Source organism: Stenotrophomonas sp. Y6 (genome assembly GCF_022436665.1).
GTDB classification, from domain to species: domain Bacteria; phylum Pseudomonadota; class Gammaproteobacteria; order Xanthomonadales; family Xanthomonadaceae; genus Stenotrophomonas; species Stenotrophomonas acidaminiphila_A.
Map to the genome: position 1 here is coordinate 250,836 of NZ_JAKUKB010000004.1, position 12,843 is coordinate 263,678.

The 12,843-nt window shown below is 69.7% G+C and carries 10 protein-coding genes; 6 read left to right on the plus strand and 4 right to left on the minus strand.

Translation table 11 applies throughout. The features are described 5' to 3' along the window. Positions 1-20: 20 nt before the first annotated feature. From MKP15_RS06910 to MKP15_RS06925, 4 genes are all read left to right on the plus strand, one after another. A complete protein-coding gene (locus MKP15_RS06910; protein ID WP_240212213.1) occupies positions 21-629 on the plus strand; it encodes a DUF2238 domain-containing protein in 609 nt (202 codons plus the stop codon). Continuing rightward, entirely contained in the window at positions 626-1,285 is a 660-nt protein-coding gene (gene purN / locus MKP15_RS06915) for a phosphoribosylglycinamide formyltransferase (RefSeq protein ID WP_240212214.1), read from the plus strand. Before MKP15_RS06910 ends, purN begins: the two co-directional genes overlap by 4 nt. Before the next feature lie 62 nt (positions 1,286-1,347). Next, on the plus strand, positions 1,348-2,118 hold the full coding sequence (locus MKP15_RS06920) for a DUF3108 domain-containing protein (protein WP_240212215.1): 771 nt from the start codon (positions 1,348-1,350) through the stop codon (positions 2,116-2,118). Positions 2,119-2,120: 2 nt separating this feature from the next. Continuing rightward, on the plus strand, positions 2,121-2,804 hold the full coding sequence (locus MKP15_RS06925; RefSeq protein ID WP_240212216.1) for a DUF3108 domain-containing protein: 684 nt from the start codon (positions 2,121-2,123) through the stop codon (positions 2,802-2,804). 66 nt (positions 2,805-2,870) lie between these two features. On the opposite strand, the gene sucD is transcribed toward MKP15_RS06925, so the two are convergent. Both sucD and sucC read right to left on the minus strand, forming a co-directional pair. Further along, entirely contained in the window at positions 2,871-3,746 is an 876-nt protein-coding gene (gene sucD, locus MKP15_RS06930; protein WP_054667217.1) for a succinate--CoA ligase subunit alpha, read from the minus strand. A 181-nt stretch (positions 3,747-3,927) separates the two neighbouring features. Continuing rightward, entirely contained in the window at positions 3,928-5,100 is a 1,173-nt protein-coding gene (gene sucC, locus MKP15_RS06935) for an ADP-forming succinate--CoA ligase subunit beta (RefSeq protein WP_054667218.1), read from the minus strand. 259 nt (positions 5,101-5,359) lie between these two features. Here sucC and MKP15_RS06940 point away from each other — a divergent pair, with 259 nt between their 5' ends. Together MKP15_RS06940 and MKP15_RS06945 are read left to right on the plus strand one after the other, a co-directional pair. Then, entirely contained in the window at positions 5,360-6,973 is a 1,614-nt protein-coding gene (locus MKP15_RS06940; protein ID WP_240212217.1) for an ATP-binding protein, read from the plus strand. Positions 6,974-7,036: 63 nt separating this feature from the next. Next, positions 7,037-8,404 (plus strand): sigma-54 dependent transcriptional regulator, encoded by a 1,368-nt coding sequence (locus MKP15_RS06945; protein ID WP_240212218.1) that lies wholly within the window; start codon positions 7,037-7,039, stop codon positions 8,402-8,404. Positions 8,405-8,600: 196 nt separating this feature from the next. On the opposite strand, the gene MKP15_RS06950 is transcribed toward MKP15_RS06945, so the two are convergent. Both MKP15_RS06950 and MKP15_RS06955 read right to left on the minus strand, forming a co-directional pair. Then, on the minus strand, positions 8,601-10,523 hold the full coding sequence (locus MKP15_RS06950) for a sensor histidine kinase (RefSeq protein ID WP_237723401.1): 1,923 nt from the start codon (positions 10,521-10,523) through the stop codon (positions 8,601-8,603). A gap of 3 nt (positions 10,524-10,526) precedes the next feature. Next, positions 10,527-12,761 carry an EAL domain-containing protein gene (locus MKP15_RS06955; RefSeq protein ID WP_240212219.1) on the minus strand — a complete coding sequence of 745 codons (2,235 nt, stop codon included), beginning with the start codon at positions 12,759-12,761 and terminating at the stop codon, positions 10,527-10,529. Between the last annotated feature and the right edge of the window lie 82 nt (positions 12,762-12,843).

The window sequence follows — 12,843 nt, forward strand, 5'->3', positions numbered from 1 at the left end:
CCTCCTCCGGGCCACGCCGCATGAGCCCTGCCAAGAAGGCCGCGTTCGCCGGCGTGCTCGCCGTGTTCCTGCTCACGTGGATCAAGCCACTGTGGCCACTGGAGCAGGCCCTGCACAGCTCGCTGACCGTGGTCGGGCTGGCGGCGCTGTGGTGGGTGGACCGGCGCTGGCCGCTGGATGGCGGCGCGTTTGCCGCCATCTGCGGGTTCGTCGCGCTGCATTGCATCGGTGCGCGCTGGCTGTATTCCAACGTGCCGTACGAGGCATGGCTGCAGGCGCTGGCCGGCTGGTCGCCCGGCGCGGCCTTCGGCTGGCAGCGCAACCATTTCGACCGGCTGATCCACCTGTTGTATGGCGCCTGCTTCACCCCGGCGCTGGCGCAGCTGGCCCGGCACGCGTGGCCGGCGCTGCGCGGTGGCCAGGCGTTCGTGCTGGCGGTGATGGCGGTCATGTGTTCCAGCCTGGTGTACGAATGGCTGGAATGGGGCATCGCGCTGGCGCTGTCGCCGGAAGCCGCCGAAGCCTACAACGGCCAGCAGGGCGATGTCTGGGATGCGCATGCCGACATGCTGCTGGCCACTGTCGGCAGCCTGCTGGCCTGGCCGCTGGCGCGGCGGGTGGCCCGATGAGCGCCCCCGCACGCATCGCCGTGCTCGCCTCCGGCCGCGGCAGCAACCTGCAGTGCCTGCTGGACGGCATCGGTAGCGGGCAGCTGCACGCGCGCATCGTCGGCGTGTTCTCCGACAAGCCCGGCGCCGCGGCGCTGGACAAGGTCGCCCCGGCGCTGCGCTGGGCACGTTCGCCGCGGGAGTTCGCCGGCCGCGATGCGTTCGACGCCGCGCTCGGCGACGCCGTGGCCGCCAGCACCCCGGACTGGATCGTCTGCGCCGGCTACATGCGCATCCTCGGCGCCGGCTTCGTGCAGCGCTTCGGCGGCCGCCTGGTCAACATCCATCCGTCGCTGCTGCCGCGGCACAAGGGCCTGCACACCCACGCCCGCGCCATCGAGGCCGGTGACGCCGAGCATGGCGCCAGCGTCCATTTCGTGGTGCCGGAACTGGATGCCGGCGCGGTGATCGCACAGGCACGGGTGCCGGTGCTGGCCGGCGACGACGCCGATGCGCTGGCCGCGCGGGTGCTGGCGGTCGAGCACCCGCTGCTGCTGGCAACGGTACGCCTGCTGGTCGATGGGCGCGTAGCTGAACAGGATGGCACGGTCCTGTTCGATGGTCAGTCCCTGTTTAATCCCCTGCGCCTAGATTCCGACGGCACCCTCCGGCGCTGATCCGCACATGCCGCTGATGCGCCGGCTGGCATGATGACCATCCCTCCCGCCCAGATCCGAGCATGACCCTCGCCTTCCTCAAACCGGTAGTGCTGGCCAGCCTGCTGACGACCCTGCCGGTCGTGGCCCAGGAAACCGCCCCCGCGACGGCCGCGGCGCTGCCGCCGGCCGAGTGGGACCCGCCGGCGCTGGAACCGTTCGTCGCCACCTACCAGGCCTTCTACAAGGGCAAGGAAGCCGGCGATGCGACCATGCGCGTGGTCCATGACGACGGTGCCCGCTGGCGCGTGGACATGGCCGTGCGCGGGCGCCGCGGGTTCGCCGGGGTGCTGGGCCTGAACCTGGAGCAGAGCACGGTGTTCGACAACCAGGGCACGGTGTACGTGCCGCTCAGCCAGAGCACGGTGAAGAAGGCGCTGTTCCTGGGCAAGAAGGTCACCGGCACCTACGACTGGCGCGATGGCACCGCGCAGTGGCACGGCGACCTCAAGAAGGAACGCCAGCGCCCGATTCCGCTGCAGCCGGGCGACCAGAGCGCCCTGCTGCTCAATCTGTCGCTGATGCGCGACGCCCGCCCCGGCCAGCCGCTGCGTTACCGCTACGTCGACGTGGGCCGGGTCCGCCAGTACGAATACCAGGCGGCCACCAGCACCGAGACCGTGCAGGTCGGCGACCTCAGCTACGACGCGCTGCGGGTCTACCGCACCAACGGCGGCAACGACGAGACCATCCTGTGGATCGCCAATGGCGTGCCCACGCCCGTACGCATCCTGCAGCGCGAGGATGGCGAGGACGCCATCGACCTGCGCCTGACCGAATACCAAGGAGCCTGAGCATGAAGCCCTCTCTGCGCCATCTCCCGCTGGCCGCCGCCGCCCTCGCCGCGCTGGCCAGCACGCCCGCACTGGCCATGCAGCCGTTCACCGCCAACTACCAGGCCAGCTACATGGGCCTGCAGGCCAACGGGGTGATGACCCTGGCCGCGGAGAACGGCGGCAAGTGGCGCTACACGCTGCAGGTCAAGAACCAGCTGGCCGAGTTGAGCCAGAGCACGCTGTTCGACGAGCAGAACGGCCGCCTGCGACCGCTGAGCAGCCATGACGCCTCGGTGATTCCGTTCAAGCGCCGCGCGGTCGATGCGCGCTACGACTGGGGCAGCAGCCAGGCCACCTGGAGCGGCGATGTGAAGCCGGAACGGCGCGGGCCGGTGGCGCTGCAGAACGGCGACATGGACGGCCTGCTGATCAACCTGGCCATCGCCCGCGACGTCGCCGCCGGCAAGCCGCTCAACTACCGCATGGTGGACGACGGCCGGGTCAAGACCCTGACCTACCGCGTGGTCGGCAAGGAAAACATGACCGTCGACGGCAAGACCGTGGAGGCCACCAAGGTCGCGCGCGTGGACGGCAACAAGGAACAGATCGCCTGGATCGCCCCGGGCATGCCGGTGCCGGTGCGCCTGCTGCAGCGCGAGGGCGGCCGCGATGCCCTGGACCTGACGATCAAGTCGCTGCGCTGAATCCCGCACCCGGAACGCGAAAAGGCCGCCCGCAGGCGGCCTTTTCGTTGTGCATCGCGGCCGGTCTTACTTGACCAGCTTGGCGATGGCGGCGCCCAGGTCGCCCGGCGAACGCACGGTGACCACGCCAGCGGCTTCCATCGCCGCGAACTTGCCCTCGGCGGTGCCCTTGCCACCCGAGGCGATCGCGCCCGCGTGGCCCATGCGCTTGCCGGCCGGCGCCGACGCACCGGCGATGAAACCGACGACCGGCTTCTTCACGTGTGCCTTGATGTACTCGGCACCGGCTTCCTCGGCGTCGCCGCCGATCTCGCCGACCATGATGATGCCTTCGGTCTGCGGGTCTTCGTTGAACAGCTTCAGGCAGTCGACGAAGTTCAGGCCGTTGATCGGGTCGCCGCCGATGCCGATGCAGGTGGACTGGCCCAGGCCGACTTCGGTGGTCTGCTTGACCGCTTCATAGGTCAGGGTGCCCGAACGCGACACGATGCCGATCTTGCCCGGCTTGTGGATGTGGCCCGGCATGATGCCGATCTTGCACTCGCCCGGGGTGATCACGCCGGGGCAGTTCGGCCCGATCAGCACGGTCTCCGGGTAGGTGCGGGTCAGCACGTTCTTGACCCGCAGCATGTCCAGCACCGGGATGCCCTCGGTGATGCAGACGATGACCTTGATGCCCGCGGCAGCGGCTTCCAGGATCGCATCGGCGGCGAACGGTGGCGGCACGTAGATGACCGACGCATCGGCGCCGGTGCTGGCCACGGCATCGGCCACGGTGTTGAACACCGGCAGGTCGATGTGGGTGGTGCCGCCCTTGCCCGGGGTGACGCCGCCGACGACTTGGGTGCCGTACTCGATCATCTGGGTGGCGTGGAAGGTGCCCTGCTGGCCGGTGAAGCCCTGCACGATCACCTTGGTGTTCTTGTTAATCAAAACGGACATTCGTTTGAGTCCTCTGAATCTCTTGCTGTTTGTCGGCTTCGGAACCACGTGATGTTCCGCCATGCGGAACATCACTCAGGCATGCCACCCCATCCCCCGCATCACCGCTTCGCGGCAATGCCGCCCCCTTGACTCAAGGGGGCTGGAGGAACGCAGCCCGGTGCCCCGAAACAGGGAATGATCAGGCGGCGGCGTTCTTGACCGCTTCAACGACCTTCTTGGCGCCGTCGTTGATGTTGTCGGCCGGGATGATCGCCATGCCGCTGTCGCGCAGCAGCTGCTTGCCTTCTTCCACGTTGGTGCCTTCCAGGCGCACCACGACCGGAACCTTGACGCCCACTTCCTTCACGGCGGCGATGATGCCTTCGGCAATCATGTCGCAGCGGACGATGCCGCCGAAGATGTTGACGAAGATGCCTTCGACCTTGTCCGAGGACAGGATCAGCTTGAACGCCTCGATCACGCGCTGCTTGTTGGCGCCGCCGCCCACGTCCAGGAAGTTCGCCGGCTCGCCGCCGTTGAGCTTGATGACGTCCATGGTGGCCATGGCCAGGCCGGCACCGTTCACCATGCAGCCGATGTTGCCGTCCATGGTGACGTAGTTGATGTCCAGCTCCGAAGCGGTCACTTCGGTTTCGTCTTCCTGGGACTTGTCGCGCATGGCGACCAGTTCCTTGTGGCGGAAGCTGGCGTTGTCGTCGCTGTTGAACTTGCCGTCCAGCGCGTACAGGTTGCCGTCGTCCAGGATCGCCAGCGGGTTGATCTCGACCAGCGCCAGGTCCTTCTCGTTGAAGATGCGGTACAGGTTCACCATGATGTTGGCGAACTGGCCGGCCTGCTTGGCGGTCAGGCCCATCTTGAAGCCGATGTCGCGGCCGTGGTAACCCTGCACGCCCTCGACGAAGTCCACGTTCAGGGTGTGGATCTTGTCCGGGGTCTCGGCGGCGACCTGCTCGATCTCCATGCCGCCTTCCGAAGAGGCGATGAAGCTGATGGTACGGGTGCCACGGTCGACCAGCACCGACAGGTACAGCTCCTTGACGATCTCACCGGCGGTGGTGACCAGCACCAGGTTGATCGGCAACTCGACGCCGGCGGTCTGGTAGGTCGCCATCTTGGTGCCAAGCATCTTGGCCGCGGCCGCCTTCACGTCTTCGACGGTCTTGCAGAACTTGACGCCGCCGGCCTTGCCGCGGCCGCCCGCGTGGATCTGCGCCTTGACCATCCAGGGGCCCTGGCCCAGCGACTGGGCAACGGCGACCGCCTCGTCCGGGGTAGCCGCGACCTTGCCGGCCGGGACGGGGATGCCGTACTCGGCAAGCAGTTGTTTTGCCTGGTATTCGTGGAAATTCATGTGTCACCGTGGGAATGGGAACAACCGCCACGAGTCCACAGGGCCAAGGGATGGCCTTCCTGCAGGGCGGGCGGGCCCACCATTGTCGCCGACCACGGCCCGTGGCGCAAAGAACGCCATCCCCGGCGCCGCCCGGGGAGCGGAATCGGGCGGGATTTCAGTCACTTGCCGGCTGCCGCTGGATTGTCGCGGTGGCCGTCACCGCGATCCCGGCCCGCACCTATACTCCGTGCTGCCGCCCGTCGCCGGAGCCCCGCGCTTGACCTCCCCGTCCTCGCTCATCGACCGCATCGAATCGATACCGCGGCGCGAGCTGTATTTCTTCGCGCTGTACCGGGTGCTGATCGCCAGCCTGATCGCGGCGCTGGTGTTCAGCCCGCTGAGCGCGCTGATGAGCGAGGCGCACCACCCGGCGCTGGCACGCGCGGTGAGCATCGGCTACCTGCCGGTCGCGCTGGGCCTGCTGGCGTGGGGCCGCAACGAGCGCTGGCTGCGGCCGCTGGTGTTCTGGGGCGCGGTGAGCGACATCCTCGCCGCCACCCTGCTCATCCACGCCCTGCCCGGCGCCAGCGCCGGCATCTCCATGACCCTGCTGTTCAACATTTCCGCCGCGGCGATGATGCTGCCGCTGTCCGGCGGCATGCTGCTGGCCATGGTGGCCAGCATCGCCACCGTGGCCGAGTTCGGCTGGCGCGAACTGGAAGGCGGCGACAGCACCCGCACGGTGGCCGAGCTGGCGATGTTCGTCACCAGCTACCTGGCCCTGGCCTGGATCAGCTACCAGATCGGCAACCGCGCCCGGCGCAACCAGCAGTTGGCCGAGCAGCGTGGCGCCGAAGTGGCCAACCTGTTCGAGATCAACGAGCTGATCATCCGCCGCATGCGCACCGGCGTGCTGGTGGTGGACGGCGGCGGCCGCATCGCCCTGGCCAACGAGGCCGCCACCGCGCTGCTTGGCGAGGCCGGCGATGGCCTGGCCGGCGGCGAGGCGCGGCTGAGCCAGGTGGCACCGGAGCTGGCGCGGCGCCTGCAGCGCTGGCGCAACGGCTCGACCGGCGAGGAGCAGCCGCTGCAACTGGCCGGCGGCCAGGCCGAGGTGCAGCCGCGCTTCGCGCGCCTGCTGGCCGACAGCGACCAGACCCTGCTGTTCCTGGACGACACCAGCGTGGTCTCGCGCCGCGCCGAGTCGCTCACCCTGTCCACCCTGGGCCGCTTCTCGGCCAGCCTGGCGCACGAGATCCGCAACCCGCTGGCGGCGATCAACTACGCCACGCAGCTGCTGGAGGAATCCAGCGACCTGGGCGAAGCGGACCGGCGCCTGCTGCAGATCATCCACCAGCAGTGCCAGCGTACCAACGGCATCGTCGAGAGCGTGCTGGCGCTGGCCCGCCGCGAACGCGCCAGCCCGGAAAACCTGGACCTGGCCAGCTTCGTGCGGCGCTTCGTGCTGGAGTACCGGCAGACCCTGTCCACCGAGACCGACAACGTCGAATCCATCATCCGCGAGTCCTCGGTGCCGGCACTGATGGACCCGCGCCACCTGCACCAGATCCTGACCGCACTCGTGCACAACGCGCTCAAGTACGGGCGCGCCGGCGACGAGCCGGCACAGGTGCGGATCCGCGTCGCGTCCGCCGGCCGGCACGCGGTGATCGACGTGATCGACCGCGGCCCCGGCATCCCCGAGGCGGTCGCCGCACAGCTGTTCCGGCCGTTCTACACCACCTCCGAGCACGGCACCGGACTGGGCCTGTACATCGCGCAGGAGCTGTGCCGGGCCAGCCAGGCGCGGCTGGAATACATCCCGATCCCGACCCGCGGCGCCTGCTTCCGCATCGTCATGCCCGCCCCGCACGGCGCTTTCGCCGCCTGATCCAGCACCGCCGCGGAGACAGGAAGATGACGTCCAGTGCCGCTCTCGGCTATCGTTTTCAACATGAACGTGACGCATAGCGCGCTGGTCGTCGACGACGAACGGGACATCCGCGAACTCCTGGTCCTCACCCTCGGCAGGATGGGGCTGCGCATCAGCACCGCCGCCAACCTGGCCGAAGCCCGCGAACTGCTCGCCAGCAACAGCTTCGACCTGTGCCTGACCGACATGCGCCTGCCCGACGGCAACGGCATCGAGCTGGTCACCGAGATCGCGCGCGACCACCCGCGCACCCCGGTGGCGATGATCACCGCGTTCGGCAGCATGGACCTGGCGGTGGAGGCGCTGAAGGCCGGCGCCTTCGACTTCGTCAGCAAGCCGGTGGACATCGGCGTGCTGCGCGGCATGGTCAAGCACGCGCTGGAACTCAACAACAGCGAGCGGGCAGCGCCGTCGCCGCCACCGGAAAGCGCCTCGCGCCTGCTCGGCGAGTCGCAGGCGATGGCCGACCTGCGCACCACCATCGCCAAGGTCGCGCGCAGCCAGGCGCCGGTCTACATCGTCGGCGAGTCCGGCGTCGGCAAGGAACTGGTGGCGCGCACCATCCACGACCAGGGCGCGCGCGCGGCCGGGCCGTTCATCCCGGTCAACTGCGGCGCCATCCCCGGCGAACTGATGGAAAGCGAGTTCTTCGGCCACAAGAAGGGCAGCTTCACCGGCGCGCATGCGGACAAGCCCGGGCTGTTCCAGGCCGCACACGGGGGCACCCTGTTCCTGGACGAAGTGGCCGAATTGCCGCTGCAGATGCAGGTCAAGCTGCTGCGCGCGATCCAGGAGAAATCAGTGCGCCCGGTCGGCTCGGCCACCGAAGTACCGGTGGACGTGCGCATCCTGTCGGCCACGCACAAGGACCTGGCGGCGCTGGTGCAGGACGGCCGTTTCCGCCACGACCTGTACTACCGCATCAACGTGATCGAACTGCGCGTGCCGCCGCTGCGCGAGCGCCGCGGCGACCTGCCGCAGCTGGCGGCGGCCATCCTCAGCCGGCTGGCGCGCTCGCAGCAGCTGCCCACGCCGCTGTTGTCGCCGTCGGCGCTGGACGCGCTGGCCGGTTACGCCTTCCCCGGCAACGTACGCGAGCTGGAGAACGTGCTGGAGCGCGCGCTTGCCCTGGCCGATGGCGACAGCATCGGCGCCAGCGACCTGCGCCTGCCCGCCGCGCGCGGCGATGCCGGCTGCGCGGCCGAAGACGCCGCGGTCGAGGTCGATGCCGGCAATGCAGCCCTTCCCTCGTACATCGAACAGATGGAGCGCGCGGCCATCCAGAAGGCGCTGGAAGAAAACCGCTGGAACCGGACCCGTACCGCGGCGCAGCTGGGCATCACCTTCCGCGCGCTGCGCTACAAGCTCAAAAAGCTGGGCATGGACTGACCCGGCGCGCGCCGCCGCGCGGACGGGCGCGCCCTTCCAGCAGGAACACCCCCCGCGCCCGCGAGGCGCCCTCCGCCCCTCCGCTGCGCCCGCGCGCCCCTCGTGTCCGCCGGCGATCCCCGCGCGCACCGCGCGCAAGCGCATGCCAGGGCTACGGCTGGCGGGCCGGGCTTGCGCCGGTACGCCGCGTTTCCGGCTAGCGCGGCTCGCCCTGCGGGCGCTCGGGGGCTTCGCGCGGGATGATCAGGGTGAAGCAGGTCCCCGCCGGCAGGCCGCCCGGATCGCCCGCGCGGTGGCTGCTGACCTCGATCCGCCCGCCCAGTACCTCGGTCACGATCTGGTGGACGATGTGCAGCCCCAGCCCGGTCCCGCCGCGGTTCCGCGCGGTGGTGAAGAACGGCTCGAAGATGCGCGACAGGTGCTCCGGCGCGATGCCGCGGCCATCATCGGCGATCTCGATCCGCACCAGCGCGTCCCCGTCGCGATGCGCGGACAGCCGGATGCGGCCCTGCCGTGCCTGCGGATAGGCGTGCAGCAGCGCATTGTTGAGCAGGTTGGCGACCACCTGTTCCAGCGGCCCCGGGTAACTGTGCAGGGTGATGCCCGGCTCCAGGTCCAGCTCCAGCGCGATGCCCTCGTCCAGGCTGCCGCGGCGCAGCCGCGGGTCGGCATCCAGCAGGACCTCCGCCAGATCGAAATCGCGCCGCTCCAGCGATGCGCGGTCCACTGCCACCTGCTTGAACCGCTGCACCAGCGCCGACGTGCGCCGCAGCTCGCCGTCGGCCAGGGTACAGGCCTCCGTGGCCTCGTCCAGGAAGCTCTCCAGCTCGGACCGGCGCAGACCCGCCATGACCTGCGCCTGCAGGCGGGCGATGCCGCCACGCAATGTGCCCAGTGCCAGCTGCGCACTGGCCAGCGGGGTGTTCATTTCGTGCGCGACGCCCGCCACCATCAGCCCCAGCGACGACAGGCGCTCGGCACGCGCCAGTTCCTGCTGCGCCGCCTGCAGGTGTTCGTTGGCCAGCTCCAGCGCGGCATTGCTGTCGCGCAGACGCTGCATGTACGCCAGTTCGCGCGCCATGCCGCGCGCCTGCGCCAGCAGCAGCCACAGCACCAGCACGCCGCCCAGCAGCGCCAGGCCGCCGAGCACCGCCTTCCAGCGCGCGGTCGGCGGGCGCGAGCGGTGCACCAGCAGGCGCAGCTGCCCCACCGTCGGGTCGGCGTGTGCGAGCAGGTCGCCCTCGGTACCACGCCAGGCCGCCTGCAGGGTGGTGAAGCTCCAGTCGCGCCAGCTGCCGGCGGACCGTCGCTGCATGGCGGCCCACAGCGCCGGATCGAATGTCGCCACGGTGTGCTCGGCGTGGCCCAGCTGCCACCCCCAGGCCTCGCCCGGGGTGGGGCCCAGCAGCCAATAGCCGTCGGGATGGACCAGGTACAGGCTGAAACCCGACTGCGACGCACGGTCGCGCAGGCGCTTGAGCAGCACGCTGCCGTGCAGGTTCACCACGGCCACGCCGACGCTGCCATCGGCCATCAGGAACGGCGAGGAGGCGCGCAGCGTCGGCCGCAACGGCTGCTCGATGCGGCCATTCTCGAAATTCAGGTCCAGCGGGGAAAGATGGATCTCGCCCGGCTGCAGCAGCAGCGCATTCTCGAAGAACGGCCGGCCGCGCTTGTCCTGCAGCGCGCCGCCCGGCACGCGCAGGATGCTGCCGCCCTCCTGGTCCACGCGCAGGCGCTCCTGCCCGGTCGCGTCCATCCAGCGCACCTTGTGGTAATCGCGCCCGGCCATCAGGAAGCTGGTGTAGGTTTCCAGCAACTGCGCCTCCGACCCGGTTTCCAGCAGCCGCGGGGTCAGGAAGGCGATGAAGCGCGTGTCGTCGCGCAACCGGCCCAGCCGGCGCAGCATCGACTGCGCGGCATTCTCCAGCGCATCCTGCGCGGCCTGGCGTTCGGGCAGGCGCAAGGCCCGGTCCATTTCGTACCAGAGCATCGGCACCACGGTCAGCAGGCCCAGCAGCCAGGGGGCGGCGATCAGCGTCACCCGCCACGGATGCGCGCGCATCGCGGCCCATGCTTCCTGCCAACGCAGCCGCGGCCACTGCCAGAGGCGGCGCATGGCTCAGCCCTGGCCGCGCAGGCGCGCGATGAAGTCCCCCACCGGTTCGGGATGCGCGAACAGGAACCCCTGCGCGCAGGGGCACCCGTGGCGGCGCAGCCATTCGACCTGGGCGGGGGTTTCCACGCCCTCGGCGACGATGTCCAGGCCCAGCCGGTGGCCCAGGGTGATGATCATGTCCGCCACGTTGGCGCCCTCGCCCTGCTCGCCCTGTTCGCCGACGCCGGCGGTGAACTGCCGGTCCAGCTTGAGCCGGGTGACCGGCAGCGAATGCACGTAGCGCAGCGACGAATAGCCGGTCCCGAAATCGTCCACCGCGATGCCGAAGCCGAGCCGGCGCAGGCGCGCCAGCAGCTCGCGACCATCCTGGTAATCGCTCATCACCGCGCCCTCGGTGATCTCGATCTCCATCCGCCGCGGCTCGATCCCGTGGCGCGCCACCATGGCGGCCAGTTCCTCGATGAACTCGCGACGGCCCAGCTGCAGCGGCGACACGTTGACCGACAGCGGGATGTCCGGGAAACCCGCCTGCTCCATCGCCCGCAGGGCCTCGCAGACCAGTTCGATCACGCGCCCGCCCAGCGGCACGATCAGGCCACTGGCCTCGGCTACCGGAATGAAGCTGGCCGGCGATTGCGGGCGTCCGTCCTCGGTCCAGCGGGCCAGCGCCTCGGCGCCGACGATGGCCCCGGTCTCGAGATCCACCTGTGCCTGCAGCGCAATGCCGACGCGGTCCTCGCGCAGCGCCCGGTAGAGCGCGCGCGACTCCATGAAGCGGCACAGGTTCTCCTGCTCGCTCTCGACCTGGTATTCGGCCACGCCGTGCCCGCCATTGGCACGGATCCGGGTGACCAGCAGCAGGCCGGCGGCCACCGCGCCGCCCGCGCCGCCGCGGTACTGGTCCAGATCCACCCGTGCCGCATCGACCCGCAGGAACGGCAGCTCACCGGTGTCTTCGCTCTGTTCCAGCGCATCGACGGGATCGGAGGCCAGGTGCGCGGACGGGCCCAGTACCGCGAAGGTGCCTTCGTGCAGCCGCGCGATGCTGCACGGCGGCGGATACATCTGTGCCAGGCGGTCGGCCATGCGCTGCAGCAGCAGGTCGCCCTGCTCCGGCCCCAGTGCCAGGCTGCCGTCGCTGTACTGCCCCAGGTCGACCACCAGCAGGCTCTGCCCACAGCGCCCGGGCTGCTCCAGCACCTGCCGCAGGTCACGGCGCAGGGCATTGCCGTTGGGGATGTCCAGCAGGCTGTCGCGATAGGCGACGCGCTCCAGCCGCGCCGCCAGGTCGACATTGACCAGGCCGGCATTGGCATGGGTGACGAACACCTGCAGCAGTTCGTGCTCCTCGGCGTCGAGCGAACGCTCGGTCGCCAGGTAGATGGCCATCGGCGCCACCGTGCCGCCGCCATCCAGGAACAGCACCTGGCTGGACGGCATGCCGATGCTGCAGCGGCGGGTGAACGCGTCCAGCAGCAGGTCGCGGACCATGGGGTCGGCGATGTCCTGCACGCGGCACCCCTGCAGCGTCGCGAAGCCGCCATCGGCTGCGGTCACCATCGCCTCGGACACCGGCAGGTCGGCCGAACCGTCGTGCACGCACACCAGGCCATCGAGCGGCACTTCCAGCAATGCCGCCAGTTCGCACAGCAGCTGGCGCGAAAAATCGTCGGGGTCGCGCAGCCCGGCCAGGCGGCTGCCGGCCTGCACGATGTGCTTCAGGCCGCGCTTGGCCCGCGCCAGCGCGTGGATCTCGCTCCAGGTCCGCAGCGAGCCGGTGACGATGCCCTGCAGCCGCTCGCGGTACAGATCGGTCTTGAGCCAGTACTCGCTGATGTCCAGCTGCTGCAGGGTCTTGCGCAGCGGCGCCATGCCCGGCTGCCCAGTGATCAGCACGATGCGTACTTCGGAGTTGCCCAGCTGCTCGCGTACCGCGCGCACCAGCTGCAGGCCGGCGTCGTCGGTCTCCATCACCACGTCGAGCAGGATCGCGGAGATGCCCGGGTTGGCGGCCATCACGTCGCGCGCTTCGCTGGACGATGACGCCGTCAGCAGCCGCAGCGGGCTTTCGTTGAAACGGAAATCGGACAGCGCCATGCGCAGCGACTGCTGGAAACCGGGATCGTCATCGACGCTCAACACGGTGAAAGGAGGACTGTCCGGCGGCTGGCCACCATCGACCAGTTCCTGGCGGAACTCGAACATCCTGTCTTCGCCCGACCATGCGCTACCGCTCATGCCCCTTCCCCCCAGACCTGGCTGCCCTGGACCGACACGTGCCGCGCCAGCGTAGCGCAATCATGGCCGGCGGTGGAACTGC